This is a genomic window from Belliella calami, assembly GCF_022549695.1.
Lineage (GTDB): Bacteria > Bacteroidota > Bacteroidia > Cytophagales > Cyclobacteriaceae > Belliella > Belliella calami.
The window spans coordinates 1-22,528 of the sequence record NZ_JAKZGS010000029.1 but is presented as its reverse complement, the minus strand read 5'-3'; the positions used below and the strand labels follow the sequence as shown (position 1 = coordinate 22,528).

Genomic DNA, 22,528 nt, shown 5'->3' with positions numbered 1-22,528 from the left:
TTTCAATTCTTTAACATCCACTTAAATTATGTATATCCCAAATATGACCTTTGGGATATACTTAACATGTTATTTCAAATCAATCTGTGACAATCTTGAAACTTGGATCGTCATCTGTGTAATTCACATTGATGATCTTTTCTGCTCGTTCTAACAAAACTCTACTAGAACTATTGAGGTGACGAATATAAACTGTCTTCCCAACCTTTTCATACCTTTCTGTTACTTTATGAATTGCATCTATCCCTGAATGATCAACGATTCTACTTTCTGCAAAATCAAGAACAATCTCATCTGGATCATTGATCGGATCGAATTTTTGCCCAAATGTCAACGCCGAAGCAAAGAACAATGGCCCGAACACTTCATAATGCTTCACCCCATTTTCATCTATCCTTTTTCTAGTCCTGATCATCTTGGCATTTTGCCATGCAAATACCAAAGCTGAAATAATCACTCCTATCAGTACCGCCAATGCAAGATTGTGAAGAAAAACAGTCACCAAAGTAACTACTACCATTACCAAAACATCATGAAAAGGCACTTTCCGGAACACTTTCAACGAAGCCCACTCAAAAGTACCTATTGCTACCATAAACATCAACCCAACTAGCGCTGCCATCGGGATCATCTCTATATAAGTCGACAGAAACAAAATAAAGATCAAAAGTCCGACTGAAGCGACTATTCCCGAAATCCGGTTTCTTCCTCCAGCATTTACATTGATCAATGATTGACCTATCATCGCACATCCACCCATACCACCAAAAAAACCTGTGGTCAAGTTTGCTATACCTTGGGCAACACACTCTTTGTTTCCATGACCTCTTGTCTCGGTAATTTCATCTATCAATGTCAGAGTAAGCAAACTTTCGATCAATCCAACCCCTGCCATTATCGCTGCATATGGTAAAATTATCATGAAAGTCTCCCAATTCAAATCAACCATGGGAATATGAAATTGTGGCAAACCTCCACTGATAGATGCCAAGTCTCCTACTGTACGGGTTTCCTCCAAAAATAACGATGGAGGATATAACCAAAATAGCTACAAGCGCAGAAGGAATAGCTGTGGTCAATTTTGGCAAGAACTTGATGATAAGCATTGTCAAAATAACCAAACCAATCATCAAGCACAGTGGCGTCCCAGTCATCCACAAATCTAATCCATCTGGTGTCTTAAATTTAAATTGATCAAACTGAGCCATTGCAATCACTATCGCCAAGCCATTGACAAACCCGAACATTACCGGATGGGGAACTAAGCGAATCAATTTACCAAGCTTCAACACCCCAACCAATATCTGTATCAAACCCATCAAAACAACTGCAGCAAATAAGTATTCCTCTCCATGTGTAACCACCAAGGCCACTACCACTACTGCGATAGCACCTGTAGCACCAGAAATCATCCCAGGACGACCACCTAAAATCGAGGTAATCAATCCAATCATAAAGGCGGTGTAAAGACCTACCAAAGGGCTTACATTTGCAATCAAAGAAAATGCGACCGCCTCTGGCACTAAAGCCAAGGCCACTGTCAGCCCAGATAATACTTCATCTTTCAGATTTGCCTGCGTAGGTTTGAACAGGCGATAAAACATCTGTGTCATATTGTAATTTGTTAAATAGGAATGTCAGTAAATAAAAGGCAATATTATGCTACCCCTAATCAGATGATTAGAAGATTTTAATTAAAAAAATAAATACTCAGGGTGGAGTACAAGTCATTTCTATGCCTTGTGTTTTGTTTAAAGAAGGCGCAAAGCTAAGCTTTTTATGCTTACAATCAGAATAAATTTTTTATTTTAAGCTCGTTAAAAAAAGATTACAGCTACTCTTTCTTGAATCTTATGCTAAATCCGTACAAAACAACCCTCCAAGAAATCTTGAACCCAAAAGCTCTCTATACAGCTTTGGCTTATTGATTTTTTTCTTCAACTTTAAAAAATGATTGAAAACTGCCCGCTCTGCCTATCTTCCAGCTTTAATTTTGAATGCAAGGATGAATTTACTTGTTGCCAAAATTGTAATCTGATTTTCAGGAAACCGAAATCTTCGTTTTTGGGAAATGGGGAAAAAGAACATTACCTAAAACATAAAAACGGCCCGCAGTTCCCTGGATATGTTTCATTCTTAAAACAAGCAATAAGCCCTTTGCTCTCTTATCTCCAGCCTAGCATGAAAGCTCTTGATTTCGGATGTGGCCCAGGTCCCACGATCGATTCCATTCTTCACGAGTATAAAATCTCTTGTGACAATTATGATCCATTCTTTTTTAGGGACGGCATCAAGTCTTCTGAATATAACTTGATTTTTGCAACTGAATGCGTAGAGCATTTCCACTTTCCAAAAAATGAATTTGACAAAATTTTGGATCTTCTAAAACCTCAAGGATACCTTTCCATCATGACTGAATTGCATCCTGGTTTAGAAAAGGTTTCTGATTGGTACTACATCAAAGACCCTACGCACACCACATTTTTCTCCAACAAGACTATGAAATGGTTATCAGAAAATTTCTTGTTGAAAACCATCTACACTGACGAAAAAAGAATAATCGTTTTTCAAAAACCATAAAAAAAACCACCTTCAAAATTGAGGTGGTTTTTTTTTATCAATATGACACTTGAAAGTTCAGACAATCAAATCCCTCTATTCAACATCTGTACTACTTTCATGATCTCCTGATCGAGCATTTTGTTGACTACCTCGAAGCGTTGTTTTGAGTTTACAGACTCTCTAATGCTTATATAGTAGGTCATCTTTTCTGCCGTTGGGGCGAAAGTGATAAAGACATAGTTTGTGCCTTCTATCTTCAACATATTTGTTGTACTTGACGCAAAAGGGTAAACCTTATCTGTCAATACATTTATTTTCTTTCCTTTGGTGTAATCTGTGATTGTACTCAATGGGAAAGTAGCTTCCAATGACTTTGGATTTTTTCTGATCGAATCCATAAAAGTCGACAACTGCTTAGCTTGTGCTTTAGTAGCGATATCTAGTGACACGGTTTTTTCTTTGTAGAATCCATTGTAGAAATAGATTTCAAGCAAGTAATCAAACATCGTCTTTTCCAACGCTCCTTGTTCTGCTTCTATTTGGATCAACTCCGCGACAATATCTTCAAATTCTAAGTCTGAGTGCATCACCTGCTGATCAATGTTAAAACCGACAATAGGGTTGTCCACATTCTCTTTTTTTACTCTCTGGAAAGCAGTACTTAGGTCTCCATGGTCTACTACCTCGTCAATTGTATTGATGCCACCTTTGTGAGCAAGGTTATCCATCAAGTCAGAAATAAGTACAGACTTGAGCAAAAGCAAATCATTGTACTTTCCTGAATTAGACCATCTATAAAACAAGATTGCTGCAACCTGATGGCTATTCAACACCATCATTAGCCCATCTTTTTCTTTCCTTACCACAAGAGAAACCCTGTTGTTTTCTGGATCTATGGCGATCAAAAGATTATGCCCTTCTTCTTTTGCCTTATCTATGGCTGGCTTCAGAGTAATAAAATTGAATGTACGATCATCAGGAACAGACTCCAACACAATTTGATCGAGGACTTCAACCTCCTTTTTAAGTTTTTTGGCGATTTTCGATTGCTCATCAAAAGACACCAATAGTACTTTATTTTGAAATTCCGTTTTTGTTGATTCTACTTTTTGATCGATTTCTTCTTGGCTCATATGCTATTACTTCTTTTTTGAAAATATTCTTATAAGTTAACTGACTTACAATTATTTCCGTTCTCTATTTTTACTTTTTCTTACCAAAAAACAAAATTAGGTAGCCCCAAGCTTAGTGCTAGAAGCTGTGTTTTTTGGTAACATGTTAACAAATTTTATCGGACAGATCAGCATGCTATGAGAAAAAAATGCATCTGATTATAAGGCGAATCCAGTGAGTTATATTTGTTATTTTATACAAATTTATTGAAGATACGGTTTAAAAAAAATAAAAAGCCCATTTGAGGAGAAAAATATTCTGTTTTGATGTAAATAGTTGTCAAAAAAGGTATTTCTCGCAAAACCTCTTCCTTTTTGCGCGAAAAAACAAATATACAGTTGAGAAAAAGAAGGTTGATTGAAGCGTATGAATTTTCAGCATTGCAAAAAAATCAGTTATCTGGTACTATAAATGAAATTTCAATACTATTTGACTTCTCGCAGCTTTGAATGTAAAAAAACAGATAAAGCTACTCTCTAAAAATCCGAAAGCGGTTCTTCTTTTAACCATCACACCTTATAAATCATTTACTGAGATTTTCCATCTTGGATTTTTTCTTCAGCATCCTTTTCTTCTTTTGAGTCAGCTTTTTCTTTTCCTTCTGTATTATCTTCATCTGGCTCAAAATTCAGTTTTATCAAAAGTGGAAAATGATCTGACCCTATCCCCTTCAGCTTTTCGAGTGTCAAAAGTCCAAATTCTTTGGAATAAAAAATATGGTCCAATGGATACCGAAGTAATGGTATAAAAACGCTGTAAGAATTATAAAAGCCTCTACCCTCCCTAGGATCTACCAACTCACTGTATTTCCTAAAAAGTTTCGAAGTACCCGACCAGCCGACATCATTCAAGTCACCTGCCACGATTGTGGGGTTTTGTGTTTCTCTGATTTCCTTGCCTATAAGCAGCAGCTCCGTATCTCTTTCGTAGGTATCTGTCCCTGGCTTCGGAGGCTCTGGATGGACTCCATAAAAATCAATCTTACTTCCTGATGGCAATGTGATCTTTGTAAAAATTGATGGAACATCATCCCGAACCAAAAAATTAACAGAACTTTCTGTCAAAGGCAGTTTTGATAAAAGCATCATCCCATAGGTATTGTCCAAAGGATATTTTATAGCATATGGGAATTTTTCATCCAACCTTTTGATGGACTCAGCCCAAAGCTCATCAGGTTCATTGATTAGCAAAACGTCAGGATCAATCTCGATCACTAATGAATGAAAACTCTCCTTGTCTTCATTTTCCATTCGGACATTTGAAACCAAAAGGCTAAAGCTGTTTTCCTCACTTTCCTTATTACTATCCTTCGCCTGTGTTCTGTAGAGTGGTGTATAGACTATAATAAGCTGCAATTGGTAAATCAAGGATATTACCAATATCAATAAAATCGGAATCTTGAATTTCAATTTGAAATTGATGAAGATAAAGCCAAGGATCACTGCCAAAAAAGTAAGTGTTGCGATCTGAACCCTAGGAAAATCAAATATTCTAATCCACCAAGCTGCAGTATCCATCAAGGGTAGACCCGTAGCTAACAGTACAATGGCACACAAAATCAAGGTGAATACGCGCATTTTGCTCTTTTTTTAGGTCTGCAAGATATATCATCAAGCTGAAATAACGATTTTTTACCTGGACTTATTCTTTTGGTCATACTTTGAGATTATTTTCAGTTTTTGTTTATTTGTCTGTCTCGTCCTAAAAATACTTGACACTTTTTTCTTTTAATGAAAAAGTTCAACCCACTTCGGGGTTGTTGTCTATTGAAACATCATCAATCCCCGGGTTGCGACCCGGGTCTAATCAAAGTTTAACCCTGTCTGACGCAAGGCAGCGCATTCGGGGTTAATACATTTATATCTCACGTCTCCTATCTCACATCTATTATCTTCGCTCAGTACTTGGTTTTGAAAACCCTACCAAATAACTTTAATTCCAATCTATATAATTTTCTTTGAGCTGTAAGCGTTTGATATTTGTAAAGTTGCTGCTCTATGTACTTTTAATGTAATATATCATAGAAGGAGAAAACTGATGGCAAAACATTTGGAATTTGACTTAAATTTAAATTCCTTTGAGTAAGTAAAACCCGACAAAAACAATTAAGAATGCAAAAAAAATGGATGAGTGCTGGTCTGATTGCACTAGTACTTGGGGGAGGATTATTTTATTTCTGGGATCAAATTGACTTCAATCGACAAGAAGAGAAAGTGTTGGTGGAAGATTTCAAGGAAGAAATGAAAGAAGATCTTCTTCTCTACGGAATAAATATCAATGAACTCGATGTAGTAGAAGGTGTAGTAGGCAAAAACCAAACACTCTCAACGATCCTGGCTCCTTTCAATGTCTCCTATCAAATCATCGACGAAATTGCCAGGAAATCCAAAGACATTTTTGATGTACGAAAAATCGCTTTCAACAAAAAATTCACCGTTCTAACCGGTCGCGATTCTTCAGAAGCTCAATTTTTTATCTACGAGCCAAACCCTTCCGAATATGTAGTTTTCAAACTGGATGAGGTCTCTATCTATAAAGAAGAAAAACCAGTAGAATATAGAGATGTCGAAATCGGAGGCGAAATTTCAAGTAGCCTTTATGTCAATATGACCCAACTTGGAATCACCCCAGACTTGATAGATCAGTTTGCTGATATGTATGGCTGGGTGGTAGATTTCCAAAGACTTCAAAAAGGGGACAAATTCAAAGTTGTCTATAAGGAAAAAGTTGTCGATGACCATGTAGTGGGAATCACAGACATTGAAGCAGCATACTTTGAGCATATGGGAGAGCCATACCATGCGATTCCTTTTGAGCAAAATGGTGAGTTGAGCTTTTTTGACCAAGACGGCAATAGCTTCAAAAAGGCATTTTTGAGAGATCCTTTGAAATACACAAGAATAAGTTCGAGGTATAATCTAAACAGATATCATCCAGTACAAAAAAGATACAAACCACATCTAGGCACTGATTACGCAGCTCCAACAGGTACAGAAATCAGATCTGTAGGAGAAGGGACGGTTGTAGATGCAAGGTTCACCAGTGCCAATGGGAATTATGTGAAGATCAAGCATAATGGTACTTACACAACTCAATACCTCCACATGTCAAAAATCGCTTCGGGTATGAAGCCTGGCACGAGGGTAAAACAAGGACAAGTAATTGGTTATGTAGGCAGTACTGGATTAGCCACTGGCCCTCATCTTTGCTTTAGATTTTGGAAAAATGGAAAACAAGAAGATTGGTTGAAAGAAAAAATTCCACCATCCGACCCAATTTTGCCTGCCAATAGAATCGCATTTGACCAAGTGAAAATGGATAAACTTCGTTTGCTCGCCAATATCCCACTTACATTGCCTGCGGAAAAATTAGTTGCTGAGAAATAGTCTAAATCATCCTTTCAGGTCGCCCCAATGATAAATGTTTATTTTCATTTCTGCTGACCTAGGATAAACCAAACTGCATAAATAAGAAGGAATGATCTGGGAAGAATTGCAAATCCATGCATTCTTCCCGTTCATTCCTTTTTCTATTGAAAAGGTGTTTGATTCCTCATCTACTCTTAAGTCAATCGGAGGAATTGATAGCCCTTGACCAATGGCTTTCACAAAAGCTTCTTTCCTCGTCCAAAAATCGAAGAACTTTTGAGCAGGACTTTTAGCTTCAAGGATGCTCTTTATCTCACTGCTTTGAAAAGTCGAGTTGAGCATGTCATGAAAATCGAAATCTTCATCCAAATACTCCAAATCTATTCCCAAGGGGACTTTCCCAATTGCTAAAACAATGTGAGACCCTGAATGGGAAATATTGAAATGTACATTAGAGTAATGCGGTAGAAAAGGCTTGCCAAAAGAGTCTGATTCGAAGATCAAATCAGCTGGATCAATTTCCAACAGCTTTCCGAGGGTAATTTTCCGGGACAAAAATGTCATCAACTTTCGATTTTTGTCCCTATCTCTAATGAACTTTTGCACTGCTTGTGATTCTTCAAAAGAAACCAGTTGAGAATATCCACAGTTGAGAACAATATCCCAAAGTCTTGGAAATGGAATATCTGCAAATGAAGGAATTATCCAAACTTGGATTTCATGATCATGAGGCATCACAGCTGGAGCTATGGGCATTTTGCACGCTATGTATTGGCAAAATAAATTAATATGCATCAACTTCGCTATTACGCTTTATCCAATTTATTTTCTGATTATCTTTTCCAACCCTTCTGCGAGTATTTGAATATTTTCAGGTTCAAATATCATATTATGATTTCCTTGAATCTCTTCACAGACCACTTCCCTGGCATAGTCTTTCCAGCCATAGGATTGAAAATCTTGGAGCCAATGGTACTGGTTTTTAGTCTTTAGCAAAGCCACTTTGACATCAAGCGGTTGAATGCTGTAATTATTCCTAGCCAATGCATGAAACCCTTCAATAGCCCTGATGGTCTTCATCAATGAATCTTCTTGATCGGATTCATTTTTAGTCCCAAATATAGCGTTAGCCAAGTTTTTAAGGTTTTGGACGTAATAATGAATTTTTTCTTCCTTATAAATCTTTGGACTTTTAAGAAGGATTTTAAAGTTAAAATAACGTTTTTCAAAAAAGATTCTTGATTTGGTAAGAAACCTATCAACACCATCCTTGTAGAAATTAGCCTGATCGGCATAAGCTTCTATCATTATAACTTTGTCTAGCAATATGCCATGCTTTTCCCTGAGAATTCTGGCCATTTCGAAAGCTATGACTCCACCAAATGAATATCCTGCAAGCTCAATATTGGCTTTAGGTTGAGCATCCAGCAGTTGTACAACATAATATTCCGCCATTTCCTTGATGCAATCAAATGGCTTATCAGTCCCGTTTAGTCCCTTTGCCTGAATTCCATAGATCGGCTGATCTGATTCTATCACGTTAGCCAAACTATGGAATGGCATGACATTCAAGCCTGCTCCATGCACGATGAAAAGTGGTTTTTTGGACCCCGTTGTTTTGATAGGCACGATGCAAGACCATTCCTTAGAAGTGTGTTGATCAAAAAGTTTGTTTGCCAATGAAGCTATGGTAGGATAATGAAATAAGGTAGAAATAGGAACCCTAATCCCAAACTTAGCATCGATCTGAGACATTACTTTCACTGCCAAAAGAGAATGTCCACCGAGCTCAAAAAAGTCATCATGAGGCCCCACATGACTCATCCCCAAAGCTTTGCTCCATATTTCAGCAATGACTTGCTCCTCTTGGCTCAATTGATAAGCTATATTATCACTTGTATGCTTTACTGTCATCCCAATCTCTGGTATCGGTAAAAGCTGCTTTTGTACTTTACCGTTTTGGGAAAGAGGAAAATTCGAAAGCTCTACAAAGTATGAAGGAACCATAAAACTTGGAAGTGATCCTTCAAGATGTTTTTTGATCTCAGCAGTATTGAGTTGGACATGTTGGCAAAATGGCTCACGGGCAAGGCTTGATAGGCTAGCGCTTTCATTGACAGCAATTATTGCAGGCAATGAGTCCTTGTGTACCTGTGTTTTCGGTACAAAATAAACATCCAAAAGATTGTCCAAACCATCTGACTGTGGCCTGACGAAGGTTTTGAATCCATTTTGCTCACCCAATATTCTAAACCAATCTGGATTTACCCCTTGGCTGATTGCTCTTCCATTTTGCCTATACTCTTGAATTGATAGATTACCATCACTAGATTGGATAAATTGAAAAAAGTCAAAATCTTCTGCAGTTCTGGCGTTTGGAACATTTTCTATACGTACTACCTTTTGGGCAGCTCCCTGAAGTATGGCTACCAAATTATCCGCATCGACACCTTGGTTCCATTTATGGGACACCTCAGTATTTACATTCGATTTGGGACCTCCCTTGAATATCCATACATCGTAATGGTACTTGGTAGTCTCATTCAGTACAGACCCTTCCCTATATTGAATGTCAACAGCAGTAATTTGAGGAATAGATTTGATCAGCTCATAAAAAAATTGAGGGTCAGCAGTCAATTCGTCTTCGATTGCGACTCTTCTATCCACAATTTCCCTAAAGTCCTTTAGACTGACCCTAGACTTTACATTTCTCAACTGATCAAAAGCATGATACATTCCCAAAGTAGCAGCTCCCTGCATATCACCAATAAAAAGGCAACCACCATCAGTGAGCGCATCAATACTGTTTTTGATAGTTGTCAAAAGATAAGCAGAACTTGGGAAATACTGTGCTACACTATGTATGATTACCAGATCTAGGGAATTGTTTGGTACGAATGAAAAATCGTCAGCTGCAGAAACTTTAGCTTCCAGCCTATTTCCCAGATGTGGCATTTTTGCAATCTTTTTGCGGAGGTTGTCGATGGCAGTGGTAGCAAAATCAGTCGCAATATAATGCTCTGCCCCATCGATCAATTCAAATGCAATCTGACCAGCACCAGAACCAACTTCCAATATCTTTTTGGCTCCAATTTCATTCAGCCTTTTGATCGATTGTGCTTTCCATTCTGAAGCCTCCAGCTCAAAGTCTTTTTCGTTGCCGATCACACTGGCGATTATATAATCCAAATCACCATTTTGGTCAGCTTGAAGGTCAATCTCCTTTTGTCCTTCTTCATAAACATTGTCCCACTTTTCTTTCCAGCTGTCAAACGCAAATTTTGGATCATGCTTTTGAGAAATCATATATGCCACTAGAGATTTTTCTCCATTGACCTCCTTGACATCAACAATGGCATCAGCTACCTCATCTCTAGCTACCAGCTTACTTGAGATTTCATCGAGTTCGATTCTAAAGCCTCTGAACTTCACTTGCTGATCAATTCTTCCATGGCAGAAAAGCTCACCTTTGGAATCATATCTTCCCAAGTCGCCGGTTCTAAACATCCTGAGAGAAGCATTTTCAACAAAGGGATCAACCAAAAACTTTTCTTTGTTCAGAGCAGGCCGATTGATATACCCCTGCCCAACACCTTGTCCTGAAATATACATTTCACCAGTCTGACCTGTAGTGAGTGGATTTCCATTTTCGTCCAAGATATAGATATTTGTCCCTCTGATGGGTTTGCCAATAGAAATAGGTATTCCTTTGGTTTCAATTTGCTTTATTGTAGAGAATACCGTTGTCTCTGTCGGGCCATAGATATTCCAAAGGGCTTTGCACCTATCGACCAACCTGTCGGCTAGGTGAACCTCCAATGCCTCTCCCCCGCTGATGATATTCAGTTTCGAAAAGCGATTACTCCATCCAGTGTCGAGCATCATTTTCCAGTGAGATGGGGTTGCGAACATGGTGGTGATATTGTTTTTTTGAATGACTTCCAGTATTTTTTTAGGATCCCTTCTTTCAAAATTATCCAACAAGAAACTTTGGGCTCCATGTACGTATGGAAGAAGGAGCTCCATGATGGAGATATCAAAAGAATTGGAAGTGACAGCCAAAAGCACGTCACTGCTGTCTATTCCAGGCTTCTCACTTACATTCATTAAAAAGCTGTACAAGTTGCCATGATCTAAGATTACCCCTTTTGGCTGACCAGTAGAACCTGAAGTGTAGATGATATAAGCAGGATCATTTTCTTCAAAATCGATCATCAAATTGCTATCCTCTTTATGTTCCGCCTGAAAGATGGCCTCTTCATAGTCAATCGCCTCAAAATGATGTTTGAATTTTTCTGAATTTTTTTTGTCAATCAACGCCAGCTTGGCTCCAGCATCCTCCAAAGTAAAACTGATTCTTGATATCGGGTAGTCTGTATCGATAGGCAAGTATGCAGCTCCAGCCTTCAGGATAGCCAAAATAGAAACAATCATTTTCTCAGATCTCTCCATGATCAAACCTACCTTATCGCCTTTTTTTACTCCATTAATATGGAGCATTCTTGCAAGTCTATTGGAAAGGGAATTGAGTTTTTGGTATGTCAAAGGTCTATCTTTGAATATAACGGCAACTTTGTCAGCATGCAACTCCACACTTTCCTCTATCAGATGCACAACTGAGGTGAATCCTTTGAGTTGATCATTGGTAATAGGTGTTTCAATGGAAGATTGCTGTTTTGGAAAACGCAACAAGTCATGTAGGGTCTGCGAAGAGTCTTCTAGAATCGCTGCTAGGATTAATTGAAATTCATCTGACCACGATTGAATAGAAGAAGCTGTAAACAAGTCTGGATTATAAGACCATTCGAGTATAAAAGAAGATTTGCTCTCGAAAAGATTAAGGAAAATTTCAAAATTTTCAAACTTTCTAGGATTGGTATGAATATGAAAGTCAAGTCCCAAGAAAGAGATCTCATCATCCATCCCTAGGTCCACATTGAAAACCACAGGGACTAGAGGGATTTCATTTGCTTTTCTGGCGATCCTAAGTTCTTTGATCAAAGTCCCAAAAGTAATTTGCTGATGGTCTAGAATATCACTGAGTTTATTTTTTCTTTTTTTGACATAGTCAGAAAAACTCAAGCTTAAATCAACTGAAACGGGAACAGGCAATAGATTGACACAATGTCCAATGAGATTAAATTGTTCGGCAGCGACTTGACCTGCTGCGGGAAGACCAATGATGAAATTGCTTTGATTTGCAGATTTGGCCATTAGTAGCTCAAAAGCTGAGAGTAACAAATTGAAAAAACTAACCCCCAACTCCTTGGCTAGCCCTTTAAGTTTTTCTGCTACATGGATATCGATAGTTTGGTCCAATCTCCTCCCATTGAAAGACCTGCTCTCAGATCTCTCAAAATCAGTGACCAATTTGAGCGTATTGGGATTGGTACCCAATTCCTTTTTCCAGAACTCAATGTTTTTTGAATACTGTGATGATTGGTGAAAATTTTTCTCAAAATCCGCAAATTCCCAATAGGACGGGGCTGCTTCCAAGGGTATGCCATATCCTTGATAATAGAAATTATAAAGCCTTGACAATTCCCTCAAAAAGACCCCTGTGGACCAGCCATCACAGATCAAATGGTGGGCAGTGAATATCAGAACGTTTTCTTCAGGGGACTTTTTGACCAAAGTAATATGTGTGAGAGGGCCAGACTCCAGATTAAACAAGAGCAATGCTTGTTTTTCCAAAATCTCATTGACCATTTCGATTTGGATTTCATGATCCAAACCAAATAGTTGGACAACCTCAATCTGTCTATTTAGTCCTACAATATTGATGCTTTGTCCATCAGAAGAGAAAGTGCTTTTGAGGATGTCGTGTCTTTCCTGAACCTCAAAAATTGCTTTCTTCAGACTAGTAAAATCCAAATAACCTTTCAATTCGATACTGATAGACTCATTGTATGCTCTGTTCGCATCGTCTCCACCAATCACACAGCTTAGCCATATCTCTTTTTGAGACTCACTTGTATGAAAAGTCCTAATCCCTGTAAATTCGCTCAACCCTTCCATTTTCTAAAAGTTTTTCTATAATCCAAAATTTTTGTTACTCCCTTTTTCTTTTCATTATATGAATAGATGTATTTCCGCAATGTTGCATGTTAAGTAAAAAAGACTTTAAATGTTTCGGATACTCTTCAACAAGTTGCCGTGGCGTAGATCACAGATCACGACAACAGATACCCGAATCTCTCAACGGAGAATCTTTTGTTTGGCTACATACATGAAAGCGGACATCCATAATTCATTGATCAAACATTTTCCAAGATTCTATGCTCCATAAAAAATCCTGCATCCATCAAATCCAAAACACTGTTTTTGAATGTCTGGGAGATTTTTTCAAGATCTAGCGCTGTATGTGCTGTGGTCATAAAACAAGGAAAACCATCATAAATATGAATACCTCTTTCCCTCATTAGGGAAAATATAAGCTCAGTATGATTTATTTCATACTTAGGCTTGAATTTCCACAACGATCCAAAATGCACAATCTCAAATGGAAGTTTTTGCTGAACAAAGAAAGCATTGAGTTCTTCTGCAAGCTGATCAGTCTTCATTGTAAGCTCATATTGCATCTTACCAGCATCATTTTTCATGAACTCCAAAGCTGCAAGAGAAGATACCAATGCCAAAGGATGTCTTACAAATGTACCTGCGAAATAGGTTACACCGATCTCAGGTAAAGAGGCATCCCCATATTCCCAATGACCTCCATCCAAAGCATCCATAAACCTTCTCGTCCCACCGATGGCACCGATAGGCAAGCCACCACCGATCACTTTGCCATATGTGCATATATCAGCTTTGATTTTGAAGATTCCTTGAGCGCCTTTAGGATGCATTCTAAAGCCAGTGATGACTTCGTCAAAAATCAAAGCTGATCCAGACTTGGAAGTGATTTCTCGGACTTTTTTCAAAAACTCCACAGGTCTAAATTCAGGCCTTCTACTCTGTACTGGCTCTACCAAGACAGCGGCGATTTCACCTATTCTTTCCTGAATAATTCTTAAGCTTTCATCTGTCCCATAATCAAGCACTAACATATTCTGAACTGATTCTTCCATAATCCCACTTGCAGCAGGAAACACACTCTTGTTTTGTACTCCTCTTACAATAGCCTCATCAAAAATCCCATGGTATGATCCGTTAAAGGACACGATCAATCTTTTGTCGGTGACTGTTCTAGCAATTCTCATCGCCCCCATGACTGCCTCCGATCCTGTATTGCAAAGTGCCGCTCTGTCATGATCAGTCATTTCACAGATTAGTTTACAAATCTTTCCCGATAATGGATGCTGAGGACCAATTTCATAGCCATTTTCCAGTTGTTCTTTGAGTCGCTCATTGATGAAATCTGGCCTATGACCAAAAATAATCGATCCGAAGCCATTGAGAACATCTAAGTATTCATTGCCATCGATATCCCAAAGTTTGCTTCCTAAAGACTTGTTTACGACAGGAGAATAAATCATCTCTTTGAGGCTTGGCTTGAACCCCGACACGACTCTAGGGTCTGCCATATATGATCTATGCTCCTGAGTATAGGCTTTGGAAGATTTGGTGGCATTCATGTATCTTTTTGAATGATCCTCAATGAACTTTTTTTGGATGTCGTTCAATTCTACATCCTTCTTTTGGATTCTTGCAATAGCCCCAAAAGGCTTTTTGAGTTCAGTTTGCTCAGCCTCTGTAAGCTGAATTTTGGGATTATTCGAAAGAGCCACCGGCGGTGCTACCTCTTGAGTAGCCTGAGTGATGCCAGCGACAGGTGGAATAGTAGTGGCAATTGGAGTAGATTGCTGCTGAATTTGGCTCAATTGCCTAGAAAGTAACTCCATTTGCTGAGCAATCAGGTTGATCATCATGTTTTGACCAGAATGATCTACAGCAGCGGCTGGCAAATGCGAATTTGTCACTTGCGACTGAACTGAGGGTAAAGCAGCTTGGAAATAGGATGGCTGTGAACTTTCATTTTGTGAAGCTGGGATAATATACCTTGCCCTATCATTTTCGGAAATATTTTCCTTTACATAGGCTACAATCTTGCCCACATTTTGCAAATCCTCGTTGAGTTGCCTAAATGTCAACTGGATACCAAACTCATTTCTAAACTTTGCCCCCAGCTGTGTGAGGATCAATGAGTCCAAGCCCATTTCGGAAAAAGTAGTGTTTTCGTCAGGCATTTGGACTCCAGTAGCATTCAAGATTATTTCTTGGATTTTTTGTGAAAAAGTATCTTTAGATTCCATTGCAGTATTTGTATTTATTTTTTCGATATTAATATTTTGAAGTGATGTCTGTCCATGAGTCGGATTTCTTTCGTGATTTTTTTGATTGGGTTCAAGCCAAAATCTTTGCTTATCAAAAGCATATGTAGGAAAATCATAAAGCGGCTGAGGATTATTATAGAATTTACTAAAATCCACCTTTGCTCCAGCGCTCCAAATCTTGGCAACCGCAAGCAAAAATGTCTCGAACTCAGTCTGCACCTCATCAGTCTGCGAAACACTACTGACAATCAAAGGCTTGCTGTTCAAATTATGCTGTCTCACAAGCGAACTTAGGACATTTCCGGGGCCTACCTCCAGAAAATTGAAAGCGCCAGTTTCCTCTATCGATAAAATAGCATCCGAAAACAATACTGGACTAAGAATCTGGTTTGCCCAATATTTTGGATTGACTGCCTCTTCATCCTTGAGTAAAGCGCCCGTGGCTGTAGATACGATTGGCAATCTCGGTCTATTGAGGGTGATTTTCTCAAATTCCTTTTCAAACAAATCCACTGCTGGAGCCATCATATGAGAATGAAAGGCATGGCTTGTCTGCAACATCCTTGACTGAACACCCTCTAGCTGTAGCTTCAAGGCAAACTCCTTGATACGCTCTGGCTCTCCAGCTACTACACATGCCCCTGGGGTATTGATGGCCGCGAGGGAAACTCCAATAGGCAAACTTCCGATAAGCGTATCAGGCTTAGCTCTGACAGCAAGCATGGCACCTACTGGAAGCTCACTCATAAGTTGTCCTCGTCGGCAAACTAACCCAATAGCGTCTTCCAGAGTCATTACATCTGCAAAAACAGCTGCATTAAACTCTCCTATGCTATGTCCACACAAAACCAAAGGAGCGACTCCCAACTCAATCCATAACTTACCCAATGCATATTCAGTGATAAAAATAGCTGGCTGAGTAAATTTGGTATTTCTTAAAAGGCTATTTGCTTCGGGGCTATTGTTATCCGGAAAAATCACCTTACCAAAATCCATCCCCATGATAGGATTGATAATCTTGATGCAGTCATCAATTGCATTCTTGTAAGTCTCAAAACTATCATACAAAGACCTTCCCATATTTAGGTATTGGGCGCCTTGACCAGTAAATATAAAAGCAAAGTCTTTGACTGAAGTAGTATTTTGGCTTTCCAAGCCAAAAGTGACTATTTTCTGCAACTTCTCTTTAAGATCTATTTTATCTTTCACAATCAGAAAAGCCTTTTTGGAATAAGAATGGCGGGATAGCTGCAAAGTGGCAGCGATATCTTTTAGTAAAACATCAGGATTGTCCGACAGAAAAGCCAATATTTTACCTGCAAAAAGCTTTAGAGATCTCTCTGACTTGGCTGACCAATTGATCAAGTAATGATCATAGTCCTTTTCCGATTTGGCCAGAAGCATAACAGAGTCTGGTTCGCCGAGAATCACATGCACATTTGTTCCGCCAACACCAAAAGAACTAACTCCACCAAACAACTTTTTGTCCTCAGGGAAGCTTCTCAATTGTTCATTGATAAAAAAAGGAGATTCAGCAATATCAATATTAGGATTGAGCCTTTGGAATCCATGTACTGGAGCCATTTGTTTGTTTTGAATGGACAAAACAGCTTTAATAAATCCTGAAACACCCGAAGCAGCATTCAGGTGGCCCATATTGCTTTTGATACTTCCAATGGCACAGTAACCTTTTTGTTCTACATTTCCAAAAGCTAACTTGAGCCCTTCGATCTCAATGGGATCACCAAGAGGAGTGCCTGTGCCATGAGCTTCTATAAAAGAGATCTGGTCTGCACTGATTCCTGCATCTTGGATAGCCGTGCGGATAGCAATAGCCTGACCTTCTACGCTTGGAGCACTAAAGCTACCCTTATTTCCACCGTCATTGTTGACACCAACTCCCTTTATGATAGCGAGGATATTATCTCCATCCCTCTTAGCAGCATCGATCTCCTTTAATAAGACCACGCCAGCACCGTCACTGAATACAGTACCTTTTGCATCAGCATCAAAGGATTTGCAATGACCATCCTTGCTATAGGCAGCACCTTCTTCATACAGATGACCACTAATCATAGGACTTTTGACGCTTGCACCTCCAGCTATTGCCATTTCACAATTTCCCAGACGTATGCTTTCTACAGCTTGTACAATTGCCAAAAGGGATGTAGAACAAGCTGAATAGACACTGACAGCGGGACCTGTCAAATTAAGGTGATAGGACGTACGTGAAGCTATGAAGTCCTTCTCATTGAGTGCACTTACTTGGAAGTCACCCAAATCTTTGATCTTTTCTGGATGCGTAAGCAGATTGTTTGTGAAATAAGTATTTGAACTTATCCCCGCAAAAACACCTATGTGCAATGCCTTGCTGTCAATTCTATATCCAGAACTTTCGAGGAGTTCATATGCAACTTCCAAAAACACGCGCTGCTGTGGATCCATCATCTCTGCCAGGTTTTTATTTAACCCAAAAAATGAAGCATCAAACATATCCAAACCTTCAACAACACCTCTAGCTCTTACATAAAATGGATTGTTCAGAAGGGATCGATCGATGGAATTATCCATATCCGCTTCATCAAAAACCCTTATTGTTTCTTTGTTTGACTTAAGTATATCCCATAGTTCTTTGGTATCATTTGCACCAGGGAATCTCCCCACCACACCAATGACAGCGACATCTTTTGTCGGAGCGTTATTATTCTTGGGACTTTTATCTGTTTGTTTTAGAGGCTGTTCCGAGCCATCAAAACATACATTCACAACAAAATCCTGCACGGTAGGATGCTGATACAATTTGATGATAGGTACGTGTACCTGTATCTTTTCTCCTAATAGTGTGATCAACTTCTGTGCTTTGAGCGAATTCCCTCCAAATTCGAAGAAATTGTCAGTCATTCCGATAATGTCATATTGGAGGACAGTTGCAAAAATCCTACAAACATCTCTTTCAAAATCATTATTAGGATTCACAAATTCCAGAGGAACCTCCATTCTAATCTGCTGGGGTTTGGGCAGGGATTTTTTGTCGATCTTTCCGGAAGCGGTTTTGTTGAAAACATCCATTTCCACGATAAAATCAGGGATCATATAATCCGGCAGACTATTTTTCAGGAAAGCTTTCAAAGATCCTATATTGTCGGGATTTTTCTGATGGAATTGTACATACCCAACGATCATTTTTTGTCCAGACGCATCGAAGTCCAATTTCACTACAGCCTGATCCACGAGATGATTCATATTGATATTCAGTTCAACTTCACCAAGCTCTACCCTGTTGCCCCTAATCTTTACCTGATCATCCACTCTACCTTTGAAATGGAATGAACCTTTAGAATCAAAAGAAACGACATCACCTGTCTTATAGGCAATATCAAAATCCGGATCAATGGTTGATAGGTTGATGAATCTCTCAGCAGTCAAAGCCTCTCTATTGATATACCCTTTGGCCAGGCAGTTACCCATGATGTACAATTCGCCAAATTCACCTTCCTTACATTTATTATAGTTTTCGTCCAAAACATATAGCCTACAATCAGCGATAGCAGAACCGATATTTGGGATCTCTTCCCATTTTTCAGGATCTTTATCTAGAACATGCTCTGTCACCAAGACACTCGCTTCGGTGGGACCATACATGTTTTTCAACCTTGCATTTGGAAGTTTTTGAAAGCATTTTTTTATGTTTGGAGTGATTTTGAGTAACTCACCACCTGTAGCTATTTCTTTCAATGAAGCTGGGTACAGACCTGATTTTACCACCTCGTTGGCAAAGTACTGCAGGGAGACATAAGGAAGAAAAATTCGACTGATGCTATATTTGCAGATATAATCCAATAAAAACCTAGGATCCAATCTATTGATTTCATCAATGAGATGGATAGTGCGACCAGAGGACAAAGCAACAAATATTTCCAAAATAGACGCATCAAATCCAAGGTATCCAAATTGTAAAATATGTTCGTCACTCAAGTCACCAATCTTCTCAAGCTGATACGAGATCAACTCACTGATTCCCTGATGGCTGATTTCTACACCTTTAGGTTCACCAGTGGATCCAGAAGTAAATAAGATTACTGCCAAATCAGTGTCAAGATTAGAAATCGCAATTTGGGTTTTTCCCCTTTCGGTCAAGGAAATATTGGACAAGCCAAATCTTGCCATGCCATCAAACTCCGATTGTGGCGAAATGCAAGATTTGACATCAGCAATAGCTATCATCGAAGAAGTCCTCTCTAAGGGAGAATCTAAGTCTAAAGGCAAATAAGCTTTACCAGCTTTGAGAATGGCAAGCATGCCAGTAATAGTATGAATATTTTTGGAGGTACTGATTCCAATAATCTTTTCATTGGCATGATTTGAGAGGATATAATTCCTTAACAAATCCGATTCTTCATTCAATTTGCTATAGGTGATTTTTTCACCATTATAGACCACAGCTATACTCTCAGGACTAAGAGTAGCCATCTTTTCAAAAAAAGAATGAATTTTGCTTTTCAAACACACCATACTGCATTTAATTTAAAAATACCCAAACCTAAAACTTCAATCAAAGTTAGGTTATTTTATTTAAGATACAAATTTATGTATTTAAAATTCTTTTTTTATGAGTTAAAATATTGACTCTAAGATGTAGTTAGCAATAAAAATTAAACTTATTAAAGCATGAAAATTACTTGAATTAATTTGAGAACTCGAAACGATATCAGGCAGTGTAGCAATACTGCAAAAGTAGACAGTCAAAACTGAATACTCGGACTGTATCTATGTGAAAAATCAACACGTATTTTAATTATAGGAATTGGAGTAATTAGGAAAATGCAAAAGGCAATTTACTTTTTTGGCTACCTGCTACTTTCTAAATAATGGTGTAAAGAAACCATCTGTATGCTGATCTTCATCTCGTGAAAAACTAAATACGGATATACGGAACTTTGCCACTAACTAAAAAAAGCCTGATTTAGCATAGATCCGATATTAATTGATATTAGATACTCATAGATATTGAACATAAGCATGCAATCAACCTTGGAATTAAAGCTACTGGTAAAGAAGCGTATAATCATAAAACTAAATTCTGGAATAAAGAAATTCCTTTATTGGAGAGACTTTACAAGACTCTAAACAAGGAAGAAGGAAGTCAAATAAAATTATTATTTAAAATAAAACCAATATTGTTTGAAATACATTTTTTTATATGTTAAGTTTATTTTTAATTATTTAAAAGCTAAGGGTAATGGGTAAAACACAAATTAAAATCATCATATATATCCTTATATTAGGTTATATTTCATTTTCTTGCAGTAAAGAAGATGGTGAGAATATCAATCCAAACATTCAACAGACAGAATGGGCACAGTCCAGCAGTGTCTTTGATGGAATAATAAACGGAGCGATGATCGATGGCAAGCTTATTCTGATGGGCTACAATTCAATATACAATGATGTACAGTTAAACGTCGAAAATAATCCATTCATATTTGAGAAATTTATATCAAGACCTGGCTGGTACAAACTTCCGATATCTTCCAAAATTTTGGCAAGTAGAACGGAAACAGACATCTACATTGCACCGCTGTCCAACTTACAGGAGTCTAGTTTTGTAAAAATTGATCCCAGATCTTATGATGCTTCTTTTACGGGTTTTGAGGATATTCCAAGGTGGCAAAGTGAAGCATTGGGCATATCAGGCAGTGGAGCTGTACTGGTCCCTTACAGAACCTCCCAAGAAGGCATTGCAGAAAACAACCCAAGTTTCTTCCTTATCCAGACAAGTCTCAATGGGCAAGAGCTTACAGTAATAAATATAGTGTCAATCAAGCCACAAGTCATTGACTATTATGATCAGATTTACCAGATAGTGTCATTTGAGGATTATTTCATCATAAATATAGCGGGGGAAGTACTCCAAATCAGTGATCAAGGCGAAACTACCAGAATTGGATCTTACAACTCTTATAAAACTGTAATCCTGAAAGATGAAATGTATTCTTTTGGCACCCACAATACCAATCAAGAGATCACCTTATACAAATCCAACAAAAATGGCACTCAAAGACAAATAGCAAATAAATTCCCGATTGATCCAGTTTTTGCCAATTTGCAGCTAACTACAATAAATGATCAGATAATCGGATTCAACAATGATAAAATCTATTTGGTAAACGTAGGTACAAATCGGCTAAGCCTCACTGAACTCAACAACTCAAAGCTCGAAGGTGGATTCATATCTTCAATTAATCAAGTAAATAGTGAAACGGTATTGGTCACGACAACTTGCAATGCAGTTTGTGGATCTTTTACCAAAAGGATATCAAACTTCTTTGAAGAAAAGAAAAATTAGGTCAATAGACCATTTGAAGCAGCCAGCTGGAGTGTAACTAAGTCTGGATAGAAAACATACACACCTGCCTTAATGCGAAACCTTGTTAGAGGTTCCATATAGGCAACAAGAACTATCCAACACTTCACACTCCAGCTAGGTTGAAACAATGAATATCAAGAGGTGTACCCTCTGTTTTTAATTATTTTTTTGCTTGAATTTAGCTTCCACAGTTGACAATTTTCCATGTGATTTCATATAAAAATCCATCTTCTGGTATCATTGCTGATTATCAACACCTATTTTATCTCACCAATATCATATGGCTAGTTTCAAAGGATAAATATTGAATACAGTACAAAAAACGCAATGCTATTCATCGATTCTATAATATCTAAGGTATTTGGAAAAACCGGTATACTATCATAAATCAAGAATATCAGAAATGTTGCATGCTGGCTAAGAAGGGGTTTTTTGTGTTGCAAATTCTCGTCACAGGACAACAGCCAACAGAACCTCAAATCGTCCATCAAACATTCTATTGCTTGGCTACGTGCAAAAAAGGGGATACATACATTATAGATTAAAAAAGACGGAAAAGAAAAAAGACCACCCGAAACAGATGGTCCTTTAATAAATCTACAGGTTAGGGTATCTTAAAATAACCTCTTTTGCAATTAAACAATTCTCTTGTTTCTCCTGACTTCGACAGTCGTCAGTCCCATTTAATCGTAAGGTTCTGACGGGTAATGTTTTATAGTTTTTTGATTTTGAATTTGGGTGTCCCAGAGGTAATTTTGATTACTTTTAAGCATGTTTGTCCG

General features: G+C 38.2%; 8 protein-coding genes and 1 pseudogene. 3 read left to right on the top strand and 6 right to left on the bottom strand.

Annotated elements, in window-relative coordinates; translation table 11 throughout:
- Positions 1 to 79 precede the first annotated feature (79 nt).
- Positions 80 to 1,613, bottom strand: a pseudogene (locus tag MM236_RS19265) (SulP family inorganic anion transporter).
- A 337-nt stretch (positions 1,614 to 1,950) separates the two neighbouring features.
- Here MM236_RS19265 and MM236_RS19720 point away from each other — a divergent pair.
- Positions 1,951 to 2,580, top strand: a complete 630-nt coding sequence (locus MM236_RS19720; RefSeq protein WP_255742958.1) for a class I SAM-dependent methyltransferase — start codon at positions 1,951 to 1,953, stop codon at positions 2,578 to 2,580.
- A gap of 65 nt (positions 2,581 to 2,645) precedes the next feature.
- Here the strand turns inward: MM236_RS19720 and MM236_RS19255 are convergent, their stop codons facing one another.
- On the bottom strand, positions 2,646 to 3,695 hold the full coding sequence (locus MM236_RS19255; protein ID WP_241276634.1) for a hypothetical protein: 1,050 nt from the start codon (positions 3,693 to 3,695) through the stop codon (positions 2,646 to 2,648).
- A gap of 567 nt (positions 3,696 to 4,262) precedes the next feature.
- The gene (locus tag MM236_RS19250) at positions 4,263 to 5,312 is read right to left on the bottom strand and encodes an endonuclease/exonuclease/phosphatase family protein (protein ID WP_241276633.1); all 1,050 of its coding nucleotides are present in this window, start codon (positions 5,310 to 5,312) and stop codon (positions 4,263 to 4,265) included.
- Between the two features lie 534 nt (positions 5,313 to 5,846).
- Here MM236_RS19250 and MM236_RS19245 point away from each other — a divergent pair.
- The gene (locus MM236_RS19245; RefSeq protein WP_241276632.1) at positions 5,847 to 7,121 is read left to right on the top strand and encodes a peptidoglycan DD-metalloendopeptidase family protein; all 1,275 of its coding nucleotides are present in this window, start codon (positions 5,847 to 5,849) and stop codon (positions 7,119 to 7,121) included.
- A gap of 6 nt (positions 7,122 to 7,127) precedes the next feature.
- Here the strand turns inward: MM236_RS19245 and MM236_RS19240 are convergent, their stop codons facing one another.
- The 3 genes from MM236_RS19240 to MM236_RS19230 form a co-directional block, all read right to left on the bottom strand.
- A complete protein-coding gene (locus MM236_RS19240) occupies positions 7,128 to 7,898 on the bottom strand; it encodes a 4'-phosphopantetheinyl transferase family protein (RefSeq protein ID WP_241276631.1) in 771 nt (256 codons plus the stop codon).
- A 27-nt stretch (positions 7,899 to 7,925) separates the two neighbouring features.
- Entirely contained in the window at positions 7,926 to 13,121 is a 5,196-nt protein-coding gene (locus MM236_RS19235; RefSeq protein ID WP_241276630.1) for a non-ribosomal peptide synthetase, read from the bottom strand.
- Between the two features lie 239 nt (positions 13,122 to 13,360).
- Positions 13,361 to 19,849: a polyketide synthase gene (locus MM236_RS19230; protein ID WP_241276629.1), complete on the bottom strand. Its 6,489-nt coding sequence runs from the start codon at positions 19,847 to 19,849 to the stop codon at positions 13,361 to 13,363.
- Positions 19,850 to 20,618: 769 nt separating this feature from the next.
- Between MM236_RS19230 and MM236_RS19225 the strand changes: the two genes are divergently transcribed.
- On the top strand, positions 20,619 to 21,725 hold the full coding sequence (locus MM236_RS19225) for a hypothetical protein (protein ID WP_241276628.1): 1,107 nt from the start codon (positions 20,619 to 20,621) through the stop codon (positions 21,723 to 21,725).
- Positions 21,726 to 22,528: the final 803 nt, after the last annotated feature.